15 protein-coding genes are annotated in these 17,967 nt (G+C 70.7%); 14 read left to right on the top strand and 1 reads right to left on the bottom strand.

Going from position 1 to position 17,967, the window contains the following annotated elements; genetic code table 11:
• The first annotated feature begins 79 nt into the window (after positions 1-79).
• From acpP to ACQYVW_RS04730, 9 genes are all read left to right on the top strand, one after another.
• Positions 80-319 (top strand): acyl carrier protein, encoded by a 240-nt coding sequence (gene acpP / locus ACQYVW_RS04770; protein ID WP_146387575.1) that lies wholly within the window; start codon positions 80-82, stop codon positions 317-319.
• 166 nt (positions 320-485) lie between these two features.
• A complete protein-coding gene (gene fabF / locus ACQYVW_RS04765; protein ID WP_434946204.1) occupies positions 486-1,724 on the top strand; it encodes a beta-ketoacyl-ACP synthase II in 1,239 nt (412 codons plus the stop codon).
• Between the two features lie 129 nt (positions 1,725-1,853).
• Positions 1,854-3,227: an aminodeoxychorismate synthase component I gene (locus ACQYVW_RS04760; RefSeq protein WP_434946203.1), complete on the top strand. Its 1,374-nt coding sequence runs from the start codon at positions 1,854-1,856 to the stop codon at positions 3,225-3,227.
• 38 nt (positions 3,228-3,265) lie between these two features.
• Positions 3,266-4,318 carry an endolytic transglycosylase MltG gene (gene mltG / locus ACQYVW_RS04755; RefSeq protein ID WP_434946202.1) on the top strand — a complete coding sequence of 351 codons (1,053 nt, stop codon included), beginning with the start codon at positions 3,266-3,268 and terminating at the stop codon, positions 4,316-4,318.
• Positions 4,315-4,959 carry a dTMP kinase gene (gene tmk, locus ACQYVW_RS04750; protein ID WP_434934623.1) on the top strand — a complete coding sequence of 215 codons (645 nt, stop codon included), beginning with the start codon at positions 4,315-4,317 and terminating at the stop codon, positions 4,957-4,959. Before mltG ends, tmk begins: the two co-directional genes overlap by 4 nt.
• Positions 4,956-5,906 (top strand): DNA polymerase III subunit delta', encoded by a 951-nt coding sequence (locus tag ACQYVW_RS04745; RefSeq protein WP_434946201.1) that lies wholly within the window; start codon positions 4,956-4,958, stop codon positions 5,904-5,906. Before tmk ends, ACQYVW_RS04745 begins: the two co-directional genes overlap by 4 nt.
• Positions 5,903-6,262: a PilZ domain-containing protein gene (locus ACQYVW_RS04740; RefSeq protein WP_434934619.1), complete on the top strand. Its 360-nt coding sequence runs from the start codon at positions 5,903-5,905 to the stop codon at positions 6,260-6,262. Before ACQYVW_RS04745 ends, ACQYVW_RS04740 begins: the two co-directional genes overlap by 4 nt.
• Positions 6,262-7,326: a DUF4380 domain-containing protein gene (locus tag ACQYVW_RS04735; RefSeq protein WP_434946200.1), complete on the top strand. Its 1,065-nt coding sequence runs from the start codon at positions 6,262-6,264 to the stop codon at positions 7,324-7,326. The genes ACQYVW_RS04740 and ACQYVW_RS04735 overlap by 1 nt, the downstream gene beginning before the upstream one ends.
• A gap of 206 nt (positions 7,327-7,532) precedes the next feature.
• The gene (locus ACQYVW_RS04730) at positions 7,533-9,230 is read left to right on the top strand and encodes a tetratricopeptide repeat protein (protein ID WP_434946199.1); all 1,698 of its coding nucleotides are present in this window, start codon (positions 7,533-7,535) and stop codon (positions 9,228-9,230) included.
• Positions 9,231-9,620: 390 nt separating this feature from the next.
• On the opposite strand, the gene ACQYVW_RS04725 is transcribed toward ACQYVW_RS04730, so the two are convergent.
• Positions 9,621-11,714 (bottom strand): 3-hydroxyacyl-CoA dehydrogenase NAD-binding domain-containing protein, encoded by a 2,094-nt coding sequence (locus ACQYVW_RS04725; RefSeq protein ID WP_434946198.1) that lies wholly within the window; start codon positions 11,712-11,714, stop codon positions 9,621-9,623.
• Positions 11,715-11,928: 214 nt separating this feature from the next.
• Here ACQYVW_RS04725 and rpoE point away from each other — a divergent pair, with 214 nt between their 5' ends.
• The 5 genes from rpoE to lepB all read left to right on the top strand — a co-directional run bounded on the left by rpoE (position 11,929) and on the right by lepB (position 17,910).
• Complete coding sequence (gene rpoE / locus ACQYVW_RS04720; protein ID WP_434936787.1) at positions 11,929-12,543, top strand: RNA polymerase sigma factor RpoE; 615 nt, start codon at positions 11,929-11,931, stop codon at positions 12,541-12,543.
• A complete protein-coding gene (locus tag ACQYVW_RS04715; protein WP_434946197.1) occupies positions 12,540-13,460 on the top strand; it encodes a sigma-E factor negative regulatory protein in 921 nt (306 codons plus the stop codon). Before rpoE ends, ACQYVW_RS04715 begins: the two co-directional genes overlap by 4 nt.
• Positions 13,461-13,514: 54 nt before the next feature.
• Entirely contained in the window at positions 13,515-15,065 is a 1,551-nt protein-coding gene (locus ACQYVW_RS04710) for a Do family serine endopeptidase (protein ID WP_434946196.1), read from the top strand.
• A gap of 240 nt (positions 15,066-15,305) precedes the next feature.
• Positions 15,306-17,099: a translation elongation factor 4 gene (gene lepA / locus ACQYVW_RS04705; protein WP_434946264.1), complete on the top strand. Its 1,794-nt coding sequence runs from the start codon at positions 15,306-15,308 to the stop codon at positions 17,097-17,099.
• Between the two features lie 16 nt (positions 17,100-17,115).
• Positions 17,116-17,910: a signal peptidase I gene (gene lepB / locus ACQYVW_RS04700; RefSeq protein WP_434934093.1), complete on the top strand. Its 795-nt coding sequence runs from the start codon at positions 17,116-17,118 to the stop codon at positions 17,908-17,910.
• The last annotated feature ends 57 nt before the right edge of the window (positions 17,911-17,967 follow it).

Raw genomic sequence — 17,967 nt, 5'->3', positions numbered from 1 at the left:
CGCAGCGGCAACGCGCTATCCTCGCCCCGGATCAGACCTTACACTTGTCAACGTAACAGCCTCCGCGGAGCCAGAGCCAATGAGCAGCATCGAAGAACGCGTCAAGAAGATCGTGGTCGAACAACTGGGCGTCAAGGAAGAGGAAGTCAGCGCCAGCGCTTCCTTCGTCGACGACCTCGGCGCGGACTCGCTCGACACCGTCGAACTGGTGATGGCGCTCGAAGAAGAGTTCGAGTGCGAGATCCCCGACGAAGAAGCCGAGAAGATCACCTCGGTGCAGCAGGCGATCGACTACATCAAGGCCCACGTCAAGGCGTGAGCCCGGCGGCCGTACCCGGCTCCGGCCAGGTGCGGCACCGTCAGCGCTTGCATCGGCGTGAGCGCCGATCCGTAACAACCCGGGGCCGCGATGCGGCCTCGTGCGTTTTGCATCGCGCGGCGCAAGCGGCGCGATGCCCATGCATGCATCGAGGAGAGAGCCGACCATGTCCAAGCGTCGTGTCGCCATTACCGGCATCGGCATCCTGTCGCCGCTCGGCAACGACCTGGCCTCGAGCTGGGACGGCATCGTCAACGGCCGCTCGGGCATCGGCCCGATCACCCATTTCGACGCCTCCGCCTTCGCCACGCGCATCTCCGGATCGGTCAAGGACTTCGATCCGGCGCAGTGGATCCCTGCGAAGGACGTCAAGAAGATGGACCCCTTCGTCCACTACGGCGTGGCCGCAGCGCTGATGTCGATCGCCGATGCCGGCCTCGAGATTCAGGGCGCCGAGGCCGACCGTATCGGCGTGGCCATCGGCGCCGGCATCGGCGGGCTCAAGGGCATCGAAGAGACCTCGATCAAGTACCACGAGGGCGGGCCGCGCAAGGTCTCGCCGTTCTACGTGCCCAGCACCATCATCAACATGGTCGCCGGCCACGTGTCGATCATGACCGGTGCGCGCGGCCCCAACATCGCGGTCGTCACCGCCTGCACCACCGCCACCCACAACATCGGCCTGGCCGCCCGCATGATCCAGTACGGCGACGCCGACGTGATGATCGCCGGTGGCTCCGAGTTCGCCACCACCCCGACCTCGCTGGGCGGCTTCTGCGCGATGAAGGCGCTGTCCACCCGCAACGACGACCCGACGCGCGCCTCGCGCCCCTGGGACGCCGGACGCGACGGCTTCGTGATGGGCGACGGCGCCGGCATCCTGGTGCTCGAGGACTGGGAGCGCGCGAAGGCGCGCGGCGCGCGCATCTACGCCGAACTCGCCGGTTTCGGCATGAGCGGCGACGCCCACCACATGACCGCACCGGCCGAGAACGGCGAGGGTGGCGCGCGCTGCATGGTCGCCGCGCTGCGCGATGCCGGCATCGATCCGTCGGAGGTCGGCTACATCAACGCCCACGGCACGTCCACGCCGCAGGGGGACCTGGCCGAGACCATGGGCATCAAGTCGGTGTTCGGCGCGCACGCCTCGAAGCTGATGGTCAGCTCCACCAAGTCGATGACCGGGCACCTGCTCGGCGCGGCAGGCGGCGTGGAAGCGGTGTTCTCGGCGATGGCCCTGCATACCGGCGTGATCCCGCCGACGATCAACCTCGACAACCCGTCGGAAGGCTGCGACCTCGATTACGTGCCGCACACCGCGCGCCAGGCGCAGGTGGACATCGCGCTGTCGAACTCGTTCGGCTTCGGCGGCACCAACGGCACGCTGATCTTCCGCCGGGCCTGACCGGCGCGCGTCCGCGTGCCGGGCCGCGCGTCCTGCAGTCGCCATCTTCCGGAATCGGATCCTGGTGGCGACGCGGCGCGGGCCGGGCCGCGATGGATCAACCGTCCCGGTCATCGAAGTGAGTCCAGGATGCTGATCAGCCGGCCGCTACCGCACGAGACGGACCTCCTGGCGATGCATCGCCAGGACCCCCGGCGTTATCCGGTGCTGCTGCAGTCGGTTGCGCAGGGCACGGCACAGGCACGCTGGGATCTGCTGCTCGCAGCGGACGGCGGATCGCTGACCCTGGGCGCCGACGGCGTGACCCGCGACGCATCCGGGGCGGCCATCGGCGGAAGTTTCCTGGACACGCTCGATGCCGCCTGGCGCGTGCTGCGCCTGCCGCGCGAGGAGCCGCGCTGGCCGTTCCGCGGCGGCTGGGCGCTGCTGCTGGGCTATGAGTTGGCCGGCCAGGTCGAACCCGTGCTGCGTTTGCCCGAGGCCCCGGGCGGGCTGCCGGTGGCGCAGGCACTGCGCTGCCCCGCGGCACTCCTGCGCGACCACGCCAGCGGCGAATGCGTGGCCGTGGCCGAACTCGGCCACGACGCGATGCTCGATGCCATCGTCCAGGACCAGGCCGCTGCGGCGGACCTCGCGCCGCTGCCGGGTTGGCAGCCGCCGGTCCGCGTGGACGAGGATGACCCGGCGCGCTTCACCGATGGCGTGCAGCGCATCCTCGACTATCTGGCCGCGGGCGATGTGTTCCAGGTCAACCTATCGCGCGGCTGGCGTGCGCAGTTCGATGCGCCGCTCGATCCGGCCCGGCTCTATGCGCGGCTGCGCCAGGCCAACCCGGCGCCGTTCGCCGGACTCTATGCCGGCGATGGCTGGGCGGTCGCGAGCGCATCGCCCGAACGCCTGGTCTCGATACGCGGCGACGTGGTCGAAACGCGGCCGATCGCAGGCACCCGGCCACGCCTGAGCGGCGAGGACGAAGCCGCGCGGGTGCGCGAGCTGATCGGCCATCCCAAGGAGCGCGCCGAGCACGTGATGCTGGTCGACCTGGAGCGCAACGACCTGGGCCGGGTGTGCGTGGCGGGCAGCGTCGAGGTCGACGAACTGATGACCATCGAAAGCTATGCGCATGTGCATCACATCGTCAGCAACGTGCGCGGCCGCCTGCGCGCCGATGCCGGGCCCGGCGAGGTGATCGCCGCGACGTTCCCGGGCGGGACCATCACCGGTTGCCCCAAGGTGCGCTGCATGCAGGTCATCGCCGAACTCGAGGGCGGCGGGCGCGGCGCCTATACCGGGGCGGTGGGCTGGCTCAACCGCGACGGCGACCTCGATCTCAACATCCTGATCCGCAGCGGCGAGCTGGAAGGCGCGCAGCTGCGCTTCCGCACCGGCGCCGGGATCGTGGCCGATTCGGACCCGGCGCGCGAACTGGACGAGACGCGGGCGAAGGCGCGCGGCATGCTCCAGGCGCTGGCGGCGGAGGCCGGCGGCGCCACGGTATCCTAGCGGCATGACGATTCCTTCCGGACCGATGGGGCGGGCGCATGGCCAAGGGCACTAGCCGCTGGCGCGGCCTGCGGTTGCTGTTCGTGCTGTCGGCGCTGTTCGCAGGCGCCGCCGCGTTCTTCCTGTACGACCGCTACACCGGCTTCGCCGATGCGCCGCTGGCGGGCATCGAGGCGGGCGAGACCCTGCAGGTGGAACGCGGCGATTCGTTCCGTCGCGTGTTGTCGCGCCTGCGCGAGCTGGGCGTCCGCGACGGCCACGACCTGGAATGGCAGGCGCTGGCGCGGCAGCTCGGTGCAGATGCGCGCATGCAGGTGGGCGAGTACGCGCTCGAGCCCGGCATGACCCCGCGCACGCTGCTGCAGCGCATGCGCGATGGCCGCGTGGTCAGCTACCGCTTCACCATCGTCGAAGGCTGGAACATGCGCGAGCTGCGCGCGGCATTGGCGCGGGCGACGCCGCTGGTGCAGAGCATCGGCGAACTCGACGACGTGGCGCTGATGGAAAAACTCGACCGCACCGGCGTGCATCCGGAAGGACGGTTCCTGCCCGAGACCTACGTCTACACTCGTGGCGATACCGACCTGGATGTCCTGCGCCGCGCCAACCAGTCACTCGAGCGTGCGCTGCAGGCCGCGTGGGAGTCGCGTGCGCCGGGACTGCCGCTGGAGAACCCCGAACAGGCGCTGGTGCTGGCCTCGATCATCGAGAAGGAGACGGGCATCGCGGAGGAGCGTGCCCGCATCGGCGGGGTGTTCGTGCGCCGGCTGCAGCGCGGCATGCGCCTGCAGACCGATCCGACCGTGATCTACGGCATGGGCAGCCGCTACGACGGCAACATCCGTCGCGCCGACCTGCTGGCCGACACGCCCTACAACACCTACACCCGCGACGGTCTGCCGCCGACGCCCATCGCGATGGCCGGCACGGCCGCGCTGCAGGCGGCCACGCAGCCGGCAGACGGCGACGAGCTGTATTTCGTCGCGGTGGGCGACGGCAGCGGCCGCCACGTGTTCTCGCGCACGCTGGACGAGCACAACACCGCGGTGCGCGACTACGTGCGCCGCTATCGCGCGCAGTTCGGCCAGTGATCGCGGCCATCGCCACGCACCCACGCTTCGTTTCGCTCGAGGGCGGCGAGGGCGCGGGCAAGACCACGGTACTCGGTGCGCTGCGCGAGACGCTGCGCGAGAGCGGGGGCGAGGTGGTGCACACGCGCGAGCCGGGCGGCACGCCGCTGGCCGAGATGATCCGCAGCCTGCTGCTGGATCCCGCGCACGAACCGCCGGCCGCGGAGACCGAACTGCTGCTGATGTTCGCCGCGCGCGCCCAGCACGTGCGCGAGACCATCGCGCCGGCGCTCGAGCGCGGCGCGTGGGTGCTCTGCGACCGCTTCACCGATTCCAGCTACGCCTACCAGGGCGGTGGACGGGGCCTGGATCCGGACTGGATCGCGGAACTGGAGCGGCGCGTGGTCGGCCTGCGTCCCGGCCTGACCCTGCTGCTGGACCTCGACGTGGGCCGCGGCCGCGAACGCACCCGGGGCCGCGATTGCGTGCCCGACCGCATCGAAGCCGAGCGCGACGAATTCTTCGAGCGCGTGCGCGCGACCTACCGTGCGCGCGCCGCGGCCGAGCCGCAGCGCTTCCGCGTGATCGACGCCACGCCGCCAGCAGCGGAGGTGGCGCGCGAGGCGGTCCGATTGCTGCGCGAATGGATGGTGCGCGCGTGAGCGGGCCGCTCGCGCCATGGCAGCAGCGCGCCTTCGACCACGCCAGCGCCACGCTGGCGGAGGGTCGGCTTGGCCATGCCCTGCTGATCTGCGGTCCGGCGCGGCTGGGCAAGCGGCTGGTGGCCGAGCGCCTGGCCGCCCACCTGCTGGGACAGCACGGCGCGCGTGCCGGCCACCTGATCGAGGCCGGGACCCACCCGGATTTCCATGTGGTCACCCTGCAGCCCAATCGCGAAGGCACCCGGCTGCGGACCGAGATCGTGATCGAACAGATCCGCGAACTGTCCGAGAAGCTGTCGCTGACCCCCCAGTACGGCGGCGTGCAGGTCGCGATCGTCGACCCGGCAGACGCGATCAACACCTCGGCGGCCAATGCGTTGCTCAAGACCCTGGAGGAGCCGCAGCCGGGCCGCTACCTGTGGTTGCTGGCATCCAATCCGGCGCGCCTGCCGGCGACGATCCGCAGCCGCTGCCAGCGGCTGGAGTTCCGCCTGCCGCCGCGCGACGAAGCGCTGGAGTGGCTGCACGCGCAAGGCCACGCGAGCGGGGAGGCGCTGCAGGCGCTGGACGCGGCGCGCGGGCATCCGGGCCTAGCCGATGCCTGGTTGCGCGACGGCGGCATGCGGCTACGCGGCGAAGTCGCCGACGATCTGGGCCGGCTCGCCCGCGGCGAACTCGCGCCGCTGGAGGCCGCGCAGCGCTGGACCAGCGACGAGCACGCCGACCTGCGGCTGCGTCATGCAGCCGACCTGGCGCTGGACGAGGCCTCGGGCTTGACCGATCCGGCGCGAATCCGGAAGCTGGGGCAGTGGTTCGACGCGGCCAACCGCACGCGCGACCTGTTGCGCACCACGGTGCGCGCGGACCTCGCCGTCGCGGAGCTGCTGCTGTCCTGGCGCGGCGGGGATGCGTCGGGGCCGGCATCCGCAAACAAGAGGTATCGATGAACACGACCGCGGGCGGCGCGCGCCAGGGCATTCTTTCGCTGGCGCTGAAGGACAAGGCGCAGCTGTACGGCGCCTACATGCCTTACCTGAAATATGGCGGCATCTTCGTGCCCACGCCGCGGCGCTACTTCCTCGGCGACGAGGTGTTCCTGCTGCTGACCCTGCCCGAATCGCACGAGCGGCTGCCGGTCGCCGGCAAGGTGGTGTGGGTCACGCCCACCGGCGCGCAGGGGGCACGCACCGCCGGGGTCGGGGTGCAGTTCGCCGACACGCCCGAGGGCGAGACGGTGCGCGGACGGATCGAAACCCTGCTCGCGGGCACCCTGTCCGCCGAAAAGCCCACGCACACGATGTGATGCCAGCCTTCGCGCCGCGCGTCGCTGCCCTGTTGCTTGGCGCGGCCCTGTGCGCGACGGCGGCTGCGACGCCGGTCGGCCAGCCTCCGCCGGGGCCGGAGCGCATCCGTCTCGATGACGGGCATCTGCAACTGGAGGTGGTCCCCGGGGTGGGCGCACGCGTGGTGCATCTGTCGCTGCCGGGGCGTGGCAACGTGCTCAGGGTGGGGGCCGCGCTGGACACCACGCCGGCTCCCGGGCCCACTGCCGATGGTCCGGACCTGCCGTACTTCGGCCATGAGCTCTGGCTCGGACCGCAATCGCGCTGGTGGCTGGACCAGGACCTCAATCCCCAGCGGCGCGCCGCTGCCGCGCCCTGGCCACCCGATCCGTGGCTGGCGCATGGCCGCAACCGCATCGTCGAGCGCAGCGCGCTGTCGCTGGTGCTCGAAGGCGAGGCCAGCCCGGTCAGCGGCCTGCAGGCCACGCAGTCGTTCCGCCTGTCCGGGCGTGCCCCCGCCACCGTCGAACTCGTCGCCGAAGCCATCAACCGGCGCGATCGCGAAGTGCGTCGCGACCTGTGGTTCAACACGCGCCTGCCGGCGGGCAGCCGCGTGTTCGCGCCCGTCGCGCGGCCGGGAGACGCGCGACTGCGCGCCGACCCCGATGCGGTGTTCGCCGGTCCGGTGGGCTGGTGGGAGGATGGCCTCTACTCGCTGCAGCTGGATCCGCCGCCACCGGGCAAAACGGGCCGGCGCGGCAAGATCTTCATCGCGCCGTCGGCGGGCTGGATCGCCGGTTTCAATGCCGGACAGCTGCTGTTGATCCGGTTCGAGCGCCAGCCCGACGCGGCGATCGATCCGGAACACGGCCAGGTCGAGATCTACCAGCAGTGGCATGCCGACGATCCGCAGGCCGGGATCCTCGAACTCGAGGTGCATGCGCCGCTGCGGCGGCTGGCGCCGGGAGAGTCGATGCGGGCGGGCGAGACCTGGACGCTGTTTCCCTACGATGGTCCGGACACCCTGCAGGCGCAGCGTGCCGCCCTGGAAGCGGCGCTGCGCGCGCTCGGCATGGCCGACTGATCCCCGCCCAGCCGCGGCGGCGCCGCGCCGAGCGGCGTTGGATGGACCCCGTGGCCGCGATGTCCGCCTGCGGCACGACCCGCCGTTGGGAGAGCTGTCGGGCCGCGCATTGCGGGGCCTGGGCGCAGCGGAGGGGGCTGCTGCATCACCCGACGCGACCGGCGTCAGCGCCGGTGCCGTCGGATCCGCCTGTGGAGATCCCATCCGTGAACACCCGTTTCCTGATCCTGGCGGGCGCGATCGCCGCCCTCGCGCTGTCCGCCTGCGAACGCGAGATCGAGCCGGCGGCCGCCGCGCCGGCGCCTGGAGTGTCGCCGCCGGAACTGGCGATGATCGGCGCGCACCTGCTCGACGGCCTGGGAAACCACAGTTTCCCGGTGACCAGTCGCCATCCTGACGTGCAGCGCTGGTTCGACCAGGGGCTGATGCTCACTTTCGGCTTCAACCACGATGCCGCCGAACGCTCCTTCCTCAAGGCGACCGAACTCGATCCGGACTGCGCGATGTGCTGGTGGGGCGCATCGCTGGTGCTGGGACCGCACGTCAACGCCGCCATGGACCCGGCCGATGGCGCCGATGCCTGGCAGCGTCTGCAGCGCGCGCGAGAACTCGCACCGGCCGCCAGCGAACGCGAGCAGGGCTTCATCCAGGCGCTTTCGGCGCGTTACGCGGCTCAGCCGCCGGAAGACCGTCGCGCCCTCGACGAGGCCTATGCCATGGCGATGCGCGAGCTGGCGGGCAGGCGTCCGCAGGATGCCGATGCCGCGGTGTTCCTGGCCGAGGCGCTGATGGACCTGCAGCCCTGGGACTACTACGACGCGCAGCTGCGGCCCAAGGGCCATACCGCCGAAGTGGTGCGGATCCTCGAAGCCGTGATGGCGCGCGAGCCCGACCATGCCGGCGCGCTGCACCTGTACGTACACGCGGTCGAGGCCTCGGCTGATCCGCAGCGCGGCGCGGCCGCCGCCGACCGACTGCGCACCCTCGTGCCCGGTTCCGGCCATCTGGTGCACATGCCCGCGCACATCTACGCGCGGGTGGGGCGCTGGCACGACGCGGTGCTCGCCAACCAGCGTGCGATCGAGGCCGACGACGCCTATCTCGCGCTGTGCCGCGGCAACACCCAGGGCGTGTATCCGCTGGGTTACGTGCCGCACAACCATCATTTCCTCTGGTTCGCGGCCAGCATGGAAGGCAATGCCGCGGTGGCCCGGAGTTCGGCGCAGGCGACATCCGAGCGTACCGATCTGCCCGACCTGATGCGCCAGCCCGGATTCGCCGGCCTGCAGCACTACTGGTTGACCCCCTGGTTCGACCGCGTGCGCTTCGGACGCTGGGACGAGATCGCCGGCGTGGACAATCCCGCGCCGGACCTGCCCTACGTCACCGCGATCTGGCACTACGCGCAGGCGATGGCGGCACTTCGCCAGCAGCGCGTCGGCGATGCCGAAACCCACCTCGCCGCGCTGCGGCCGCTGGCCGCGGATCCGGCAATGGACGCCCTGCTGGTCTGGGACCGCTATCCGCTGGCGCACGCCGCGCGCATCGCCGAACGCACGGTGACGGCCGAGCTGGCGGCCGCGTATGGCGAGTTCGACGGCGCGGTCGCCGCGCTGGAGGAGGCGGTTGCGATCGAAGGCGGCATTCCCTACGACGAGCCGCCGGGTTGGCACGCGCCGGTCCGACAGACGCTGGGTGCGATCCTGCTCCAGGCCGGACGCGCTGCCGAGGCCGAAGCGGTGTACCGGGAGGAATTGCGGCGCAATCCGGGCAATGGCTGGTCGCTGTTCGGCCTGGCGAAGGCGCTCGAAGCGCAGGACGATCCGGGGGCGAAGGAAGCGATGGCGAGCTTCGATGCGGCGTGGACGCGATCCGATGTCGCGTTGAACTCATCCCGGATGTAGAGGGTCCGGCCGCTGGTGTCGCGAGGCGGTCTGGATCCCGATGGCCGCGGCATCGGCGCGGTCACGGCCGGCCTGACGCGTTGCGCGCCGCTATGCCGGCAACGGCGCGTAGCTCGTATGCAAAGGTGATGGGGTATCCACGCCCGACCCGCAAGCGGGCATCCCCGACTGCAGGAACGTACAGCGCCGTTGCCTCTGGAGACCAGGGCGCCCTGCACGGATCGCGCGGTGCTGGAAGAGCGCAGAGCCGAACGCGGATGACCGCAGCCGCGACGCGCGTCGCCAGGAAGCGTCGCGCAGTGAGCCGCGCGTCGCCAGGCTGCGTCGCCCCGCAGTGAGCCGGCGGACACGCGCCGCCGCGCGCGTGTAACCCCTCGGCCGTGTCCGCCCTCAGCCCAGGCCGGCGGCGTCCGCATCCTTACGCAGGGCGGGGTGGTCCCAGCCCGGGCTCGGGGCGAAGCGCTCGCCGTACTTCGCCCGCAGCGCCTGCAGGCGGGCAAGCAGCGCATCGGCGCCGCCCTCGCGGATGGTCTGGATCGGGCCGCCGCGGAAAGGGGCGTATCCGGTGCCGAAGATCACGCCGGCGTCGAGCAGCTCGGCATCGCTCACCACGCCATCGTGCAGGGCCGCCACCGCCTCGTTGAGCAGGGGCAGGATCAGCCGGTCTTCCAGGTCGTCCGGCACCTTGTAGTCCTTCGGCACCTCCGGCTTTTTCGGCTTGCTGCCCTTGGGCGTCTGCTCCCAGGCGTAGATGCCCTGGCCATCCTTCTTGCCGCGCTTGCCGGCTTCGGGCGGGTTGGCCAGTGCCGGCGGGATCTGCAGTCCGAGGAACGGCGCAAGCTCCTGGCCGACGCCGTAAGCCACGTCCAGCCCCACCGTATCGATCAGCTCGATCGGCCCCATCGGCATGCCGTACTTCACCGCGGCCTTGTCGATCACCGCGGCGGGAATGCCTTCGGAATAGGCGGTCGCGGCCTCGAGCATGTAGGGGAACAGCAGCCGGTTGACCAGGAAGCCCGGCGTGCCCGCGACCGGCACCGGCAGCTTGTCCAGCGCCTTGCAGAATGCGGCCAGGCGCTGCTCGGTCTGCGGCGACATCGCATCGTGGCGCACGATCTCCACCAGCGGCATCGACGCCACCGGGTTGAAGTAGTGCAGGCCGGCGAATTGCGCCGGACGCACGATGTGGTCGCGCAACTCGTCCAGCGGGATCGACGAGGTATTGGTGGTGAGCAGCGCATCCGCCTTCATGCGCGGCTCCAAGCCTGCGTACAGATCGCGCTTGGCATCGGCACGCTCGACGATCGCCTCGATCACCAGGTCCGCGTCCGCCGCGCCGTCGCCGGCCAGGTCGGACTTCAGGCGCGCGGCAACCGCAGGCCGCTTCGCCTCGTCCTTGACCTTCTTTCCGAACAACTCCCGCGCGCGCGCCAGTGCGCCATCGATGAACTTCTGCTCGCGGTCCTGCAGGGTGACCTCGAACCCCTTGTAGGCCGACCATGCCGCGATGTCGCCGCCCATCACGCCGGCGCCGACCACGTGCACGCGGTGGATGCCGTGCGGATCCTTGCCGCCCAGGCCCTTGAGCCGCTCCATCAGGAAGAACACGCGAGTCAGGTTACGCGCGGTCGGCGTGCCGGCCAGCTTCACCACCGACTTCTGTTCGGCGCCGAGCAGGGCCTGGATGCCGCCGCCGCTGCGCCGCCAGGTTTCGATCAGCGCGTAGGGCGCGGGGTAGTGGTCCTTGCGGGCCTTGCGCGCGACCTGCTTGACCAGCGCCGGTGCCAGCGCCTGGCGCACCGGCCAGGTGTTGGTGATCCAGCCCATGAACCGCTGCTTGAACGGACGCGTGCGACCCTCCAGCGCCAGCTTCGCCGCCTCGTCGACCAGCACCGCCGGCGCGACCACCTTGTCCACCACGCCCATGGCCAGGGCCGACTTCGCCGAAAGGTTGCGGCCGGTCAGCATCACGTCCATCGCCGCGGGCGCACCGATCAGGCGCGGCAGGCGCACGCTGCCGCCCCAGCCGGGATAGATGCCGAGCTTCACCTCGGGCAGGCCGATGCGGGTGGACGGGTCGCTGCTGGCGATGCGGTAATCGCAGGCCAGCGAGATCTCGGTGCCGCCGCCCATGCAGAAGCCGTGGATCGCGGCGACCGTGGGGCAGGGCAGGTCGGCCAGGCGCTGGAACACCTGCTGGCCGCGGCGGATGGAGTCGGCGATCGTGCCCTTGCGGTCGAACTCGGCGAACTCGCGGATGTCGGCGCCGGCAATGAAGCCCTTGTCCTTGGCCGAGCGCAGCACCAGGCCCTTGGGCGGGTCGAGCGCCAGGCGTTCGAGCAGCCCGTCGAGTTCGAGCAGCACGTCCTGGGCGAAGGTGTTGACCGACTCGTTGGCGCGGTCGAACGACAGCACCAGCACGCCGTCCGGACGCAGCTGGACTTGCCAGTGGCTGAAGCGCAGTCCATCGAGGCCAGCAATCATGCGGGACCATCCGTTAGGGTATGGGAAGGCCCTTATGATCCAGAGGGTGTTGCGCCGCAGTCAAATCGGCGGCCTCCAGCGCCCCGGCAGGCCGCCCGTGGCGCGGCTTGAGCCGCGCCGGCGCAGCCCCCAGATCCGCCTGATGCGGGAACTTCCCGCCCCACCGCAGGTCACAGCGCCCGGCCATGGCCGGCCAACAGGAGTGCCAGGCCCGATGGCCGAAATCGACACCCAGACACTGGACCTGGAACTGGTCAAGCGCGTGCAGCGTGGCGACAGCGCGGCGTTCGACCTGCTGGTGCGCAAGTACCAGCACCGCATCGCGGCCCTGATCGGGCGCTATGTGCACGACTGGAGCGAAGTCCAGGACGTGGCCCAGGACACCTTCATCCGCGCCTATCGCGCGATCGGCAACTTCCGCGGCGACGCGCAGTTCTATACCTGGCTGCACCGGATCGCGGTGAACACCGCCAAGAACCACCTGGTCGCCGGCAACCGCCGGCCGCCGGGGGCGGATATCGAGATCGAGGACGCCGAGCAGTTCGACGCCGGCATCCGCCTGCGCGACAGCGACACGCCGGAACGTGAACTCATGCGCCAGCAACTGGAACAAACCGTGGTCCGCGCGGTCGAAGCCCTGCCCGAGGAGTTGAGGCTGGCGATCACGCTGCGCGAGGTCGACGGCCTGAGCTACGAGGACATCGCCCAGCGCATGGACTGCCCGATCGGCACGGTGCGCTCGCGCATCTTCCGTGCGCGCGAGGCGATCGATGCGGAAATGAAACCCCTGTTGGACAGCGATACCAGACCGGAGCGTGCGGCACGATGACTTCCGTCGACGACAACGACACCCTGCAGATCAGGCCAGACCCGGACAAGCTGTTCGTCTACCACCGCCAGCAGCTGTCGGCCATGCTCGACGGCGAGCTGTCGCCGGACGAGGCGAAATTCATGCTGCGCCGTCTGCAGCACGACGTCGAACTCGCGGCCTGCTGGGAGCGCTGGCAGGTCTGCGGGGACGTATTGCGCGGCCAGCGCAACGGGCTGTTGCCGGCGGACTTCGCGCGCCGCGTCGCGGCCGCGGTCGGCGCGGACGCCGGCCTGGAAGCGGCCCCCGCCGCAACACGCCGCGCGGCGCGGCCGCGCCTCGCGCGCTGGGGCGGCGGCGCAGCCGTGGCGGCCTCGGTCGCGCTGATGGCGGTGTTCGCGAGCCGGCAGTTGCCCGACGCCGGACTGGCGCCGGCCGCGACGCCGACGCCGATGGTGGCGCAGGGCGCCACGCCATCTCCCGTAGTCATGCCCGTGCAGGCGCCGGCCGCCGCGGCCAGCGATCCTGCGCCTTCGCCGCCTGCGGCGCAGCCCGACGCTGCGATGGCGCTCGCTGTGGTGGCCGCCGCCGCCGAGGTGCCGCGCCGCGCCGCGCAGCGGCGTGCGTCCAACCCACAGCCGCGCGTGGCGCCCGTGCAGACGGCGCAGCCGCCGGTGGCGGTCGCGGCGAACGACGCGCTGCCGCCGACCCCTGTTGCGGAGGGCGCGATCGCAGCGTCCGCCGCCTTCGCCATGCCGCAGGCCACGGCGCGTCCCTGGCCGCGTGCCCTGCTGGCGCCGCAGGGCAGCTTCACCGTCGCCAGCGGTGGCCTGTTGCCGCGCGAGCCGGAGTTCGAGCCGCTCCTGCCCGGTGGCCGCGTCGCGCCATGGTCCGCGCCCGAGGCGGCTGCGCCGCAGGCCGACGCCGCGCAGCCCTGATCCGGCCCCGAACACCCCTTCTTCCATCCACGCTTTGTCGAGGGCCACGTCCCGATGAAAACCCCGCTGCACGCATTCGCCCTGATCCTGCTGGCCTCGGCGGCCACCACCGCCATCGTGTTGCCGATCGCCACTGCCCAGCCGGGCCCGGACGCCGCGACCGCGGCGCCGCTGGCCGGCCAGGCCACCGCGGTGCCGGCCGCGCCGCTGGTGACGGGGCTGCCGGACTTCACCCGCCTGGTCGAGGAGGTCGGCCCGGCCGTGGTCAAGATCGACACCACCATCGGCAGCCGCCGCGCTTCCCAGCAGCAGGACGATGCGATGCCGGGCGACGACCAGATCCCGGAGATCTTCCGCCGCTTCTTCGGCCCCGGCTTCCAGATGCCGGGCCCGGGCGGCCCCCGCGGTCCTGCGCCGCGCGGGCGCTCGATGGGCACCGGCTTCATCATTTCCGATGACGGCTATGTGCTGACCAACCACCACGTGATCGACCGCGCCGACGAGGTCAAGGTCACCCTCAGCGACCGCCGCGAGTACACCGCCAAGGTGGTGGGCAGCGACGAGCGCTCCGACGTGGCCCTGCTCAAGATCGACGGCAAGGGCCTGCCGGTGCTGCGGACCGGCGATGCCTCGGGCGTGAAGCCGGGCCAGTGGGCGGTGGCGATCGGTTCGCCCTTCGGCTTCGAGCAGACCGTCACCGCAGGCATCGTCAGCGCGGTCGGTCGCAGCAACCCCTACGCCAACCAGCAGTACGTGCCCTTCATCCAGACCGACGTCGCGATCAACCAGGGCAACTCCGGTGGGCCGCTGCTCAATACCCGCGGCGAGGTGATCGGCATCAACTCGCAGATCTTCAGCAACTCCGGCGGCTACATGGGCGTGGCTTTCGCGATCCCGATCGACGTGGCCATGAACGTGGTCGACCAGTTGAAGAAGACCGGCCGCGTGCAGCGCGGTCAGCTGGGCGTGCAATTCCAGGCCACGGGCATCACCACCGATCAGGCGCGCGGCTTCGGCCTGCCCGATACCCTGGGCGCGCTGGTGAGCGAGGTGGTTCCGGGCAGCCCGGCCGAGAAGGTCGGGATCGAGCCGGGTGACGTGATCCGCAGCGCCGATGGCGTGACGATCCGGCAGCCGGGCGACCTGCCGCCGATCGTGGGCAACAAGGTGCCGGGCGCGAAGATCAAGATCGTGGTGTTCCGCGAAGGCCGCGAGCGCACGCTGGACGTGACGCTCGCCGAGCTCGACGACGAGGCCGTCGCCAGCGCCGATGCGCGCCCGGGTGCGCCCTCGGCGGCGCCGGCTGGTGGCACCAATGCGCTCGGCCTGGTCGCGCAGGAGCTCACCGAGGCCCAGCGCCGGCAACTGGGCCTGGAGGCGGGCGAGGGCGTGCGCATCGTGCGCGTGGAGGGCGCGGCCGCTCGCGAAGCCGGCTTGTCGCCGGGCGACGTGGTGCTGCGCGTGGGCCGGACCCAGGTGGGCAGCGCCTCGGCGCTCGATCGCGAACTGCGCGGCGTGAAGGCAGGCGAAACGGTCATGCTGCTGGTGCGCAGCCCGGGTGGCGGCAGCCGCTTCGTCGCGGTCACCCCAGGCGACGCCGAATAGCATTCCCCGGGACCGGCCATCGGGCCGGTCCCGGCCCGCCCACCCGCGCGGTCAGGGCGCCGTCCCGCCGCCGTCCGGCCCGTCCCGCCGGGACGGGCCACGCGAAGCCCTGTATCCCCGCGAGGTGCGGCCCGCATGGGCGCGGCGGCCCGCGGAAGCGCCCCGGGCCGCGGCCCGTGCTATGCGATAATCTCCGGCTGTCCTGACGCCGGCCGCTGCCGCTCCCCCATGTCCGATCCGATGCGGCAGATCCGCAACTTCTCCATCATCGCCCACGTCGACCACGGCAAGTCGACGCTTGCCGACCGCATCATCCAGCTCTGCGGCGGCCTGACTGCGCGCGAGATGGAAGCGCAGGTCCTCGACAACAACCCGATCGAGCGCGAGCGCGGCATCACCATCAAGGCGCAGTCGGTGTCGGTGCCCTACACCGCGCGCAACGGCGAGACCTACCACCTCAACTTCATCGACACCCCCGGCCACGTCGACTTCAGCTACGAGGTCAGCCGCTCGCTGGCCGCCTGCGAAGGCGCGCTGCTGGTGGTCGATGCGGCGCAGGGCGTGGAGGCGCAGTCGGTCGCCAACTGCTACACCGCGGTCGAGCAAGGCCTGGAAGTGGTGCCGGTGCTCAACAAGATCGACCTGCCCACCGCCGACATCGAGCGGGCCAAGGCCGAGATCGAGGCCGTCATCGGCATCGATGCCACCGATGCGGTCGCGGTCAGCGCCAAGACCGGGCTCAACGTGGAGGAGGTGCTGGAAGCGATCGTGCACCGCATCCCGCCGCCCCAGCCGCGCGACAGCGACAAGCTGCAGGCGCTGATCATCGATTCCTGGTTCGACAACTACCTGGGCGTGGTCTCGCTGGTGCGGGTGATGCAGGGCGAGATCCGCTCCGGCGCCAAGATGCTGGTGATGTCGACCGGCCGTACCCACCAGGTCGACGGCGTGGGCGTGTTCACGCCCAAGCGCAAGGTCACCGGCAAGCTCGCCGCCGGCGAGGTGGGCTGGATCACCGCTTCGATCAAGGACGTCCACGGCGCGCCGGTGGGCGACACGCTCACCCTCGCCGGCGACCCGGCGGCGGAGCCGCTGCCGGGCTTCCAGGAAATGCAGCCTCGCGTATTCGCGGGCCTGTTCCCGGTTAACGCCGAGGACTATCCGGACCTGCGCGAGGCGCTGGACAAGCTGCGGCTCAACGATGCCGCGCTGCGCTTCGAGCCGGAAAGCTCCGAGGCGATGGGTTTCGGCTTCCGCTGCGGCTTCCTCGGCATGCTGCACATGGAGATCGTGCAGGAGCGGCTGGAACGCGAGTACGACCTCGATCTCATCTCGACCGCGCCCACGGTGATCTACGAGGTGCTGCGCACCGACGGCGAGGTCATGCCGCTGGACAACCCGGCCAAGCTGCCGTCGGTGAACCAGATCCAGGAAGTGCGCGAGCCGATCATCCGCGCCAACATCCTCACGCCCGAGGCCTACATCGGCGCGATCATCAAGCTGTGCGAGGACAAGCGCGGCGTGCAGATCGGCATCCAGTACCTGGCCAGCCAAGTGCAGATCAGCTACGAACTGCCGATGGCCGAAGTGGTGCTCGACTTCTTCGACAAGCTCAAGTCTGTCAGCCGCGGCTACGCCTCGCTCGACTACCACTTCCTGCGCTTCGACGCCGGTCCGTTCGTGCGCGTGGACACGCTGATCAACGGCGACAAGGTCGACGCGCTCTCGATCATCGTGCACCGCAGCCATGCCGACCGGCGCGGGCGCGAGCTGACCGAGAAGATGAAGGAACTGATTCCGCGCCAGCAGTTCGACGTGGCCATCCAGGCCGCGATCGGCTCGCAGATCATCGCCCGCACCACGGTCAAGGCGCTGCGCAAGAACGTGCTGGCCAAGTGCTACGGTGGCGACATCAGCCGCAAGAAGAAGCTCCTCGAGAAGCAGAAGGAGGGCAAGAAGCGGATGAAGCAGGTCGGTCGCGTCGAGATCCCGCAGGAAGCGTTCCTGGCGGTGCTGCAGGTGGACAACAAGTAAGGGATGGCGTGACATGATGAAGTGGTTCGAGCTCGCGCTGGTCGTGCTGACCTTCGCCACCGGCATCACCTGGCTGCTCGACCGGCTGTTCTTCGCGAGGCGGCGCGCGCAGCGGTCCGGCCTGCTCGAGGAGAAGGAGCCGATCGTCGTCGACTACGCGCGCGCCTTCTTCCCGGTGCTGTTCGTGGTGCTGATCCTGCGCAGCTTCATCGCCGAACCGTTCCGCATCCCGTCCAGCTCGATGATGCCGACCCTGCTGATCGGCGACTTCATCCTGGTCAACAAGTTCAGCTACGGCATCCGCCTGCCGGTCAACAACCGCAAGGTGATCGCGCTGGGCGAACCCGAGCGCGGCGACGTGGTGGTGTTCCGCCCGCCGCACCATCCCGACCAGGACTGGATCAAGCGAGTGGTCGGCCTGCCCGGCGACCTGGTGGCCTACCGCGACAACATGGTCTACGTGAACGGCGAGCCCTTCGCCTACGGCGAGCCGCAGCGTTATGCCGGGGTGGGACGCGGCAGCGACATGACCGGTGCAGGCCTGATCGCCGAGACCATGCCCGGCCGCACCCACCACGTGCTCGAGACCCGGCGCCCGGGCATGCTCGACCCGGGCGAGGGCGAATGGCGCGTGCCGGAAGGCGAGTATTTCGTGATGGGCGACAACCGCGACCGCAGCGACGACAGCCGGTTTTGGGGTACGCTGCCGGAGAGCCAGCTGCGCGGGAAGGCGTTCCTGGTCTGGATGAATCTCGACAGCAGCGCGCCGGGCTGGATCGACTGGGGCCGGATCGGCAGCCGCATTCCGTAGGCCGGAGCGGAAGGGCGTGTGGCAGGCCGGCACATCTGCAGCAACTAGGGGGCGGGA

The sequence above is a fragment of the Luteimonas campi genome (assembly GCF_051162505.1).
Lineage (GTDB): Bacteria > Pseudomonadota > Gammaproteobacteria > Xanthomonadales > Xanthomonadaceae > Luteimonas.
This window is presented reverse-complemented; position numbering and strand designations above follow the sequence as displayed.

What these genes read in the sequence shown, in the direction of transcription:
- acpP (WP_146387575.1), top strand. Translation starts at nt 80, where the DNA reads ATGAGCAGCATCGAAGAACGCGTCAAGAAGATCGTGGTCGAACAACTG.
- fabF (WP_434946204.1), top strand. Translation starts at nt 486, where the DNA reads ATGTCCAAGCGTCGTGTCGCCATTACCGGCATCGGCATCCTGTCGCCG.
- ACQYVW_RS04760 (WP_434946203.1), top strand. Translation starts at nt 1,854, where the DNA reads ATGCTGATCAGCCGGCCGCTACCGCACGAGACGGACCTCCTGGCGATG.
- mltG (WP_434946202.1), top strand. Translation starts at nt 3,266, where the DNA reads ATGGCCAAGGGCACTAGCCGCTGGCGCGGCCTGCGGTTGCTGTTCGTG.
- ACQYVW_RS04740 (WP_434934619.1), top strand. Translation starts at nt 5,903, where the DNA reads ATGAACACGACCGCGGGCGGCGCGCGCCAGGGCATTCTTTCGCTGGCG.
- ACQYVW_RS04735 (WP_434946200.1), top strand. Translation starts at nt 6,262, where the DNA reads ATGCCAGCCTTCGCGCCGCGCGTCGCTGCCCTGTTGCTTGGCGCGGCC.
- ACQYVW_RS04725 (WP_434946198.1), bottom strand. Translation starts at nt 11,714, where the DNA reads ATGATTGCTGGCCTCGATGGACTGCGCTTCAGCCACTGGCAAGTCCAG.
- rpoE (WP_434936787.1), top strand. Translation starts at nt 11,929, where the DNA reads ATGGCCGAAATCGACACCCAGACACTGGACCTGGAACTGGTCAAGCGC.
- ACQYVW_RS04715 (WP_434946197.1), top strand. Translation starts at nt 12,540, where the DNA reads ATGACTTCCGTCGACGACAACGACACCCTGCAGATCAGGCCAGACCCG.
- ACQYVW_RS04710 (WP_434946196.1), top strand. Translation starts at nt 13,515, where the DNA reads ATGAAAACCCCGCTGCACGCATTCGCCCTGATCCTGCTGGCCTCGGCG.
- lepA (WP_434946264.1), top strand. Translation starts at nt 15,306, where the DNA reads ATGCGGCAGATCCGCAACTTCTCCATCATCGCCCACGTCGACCACGGC.
- lepB (WP_434934093.1), top strand. Translation starts at nt 17,116, where the DNA reads ATGAAGTGGTTCGAGCTCGCGCTGGTCGTGCTGACCTTCGCCACCGGC.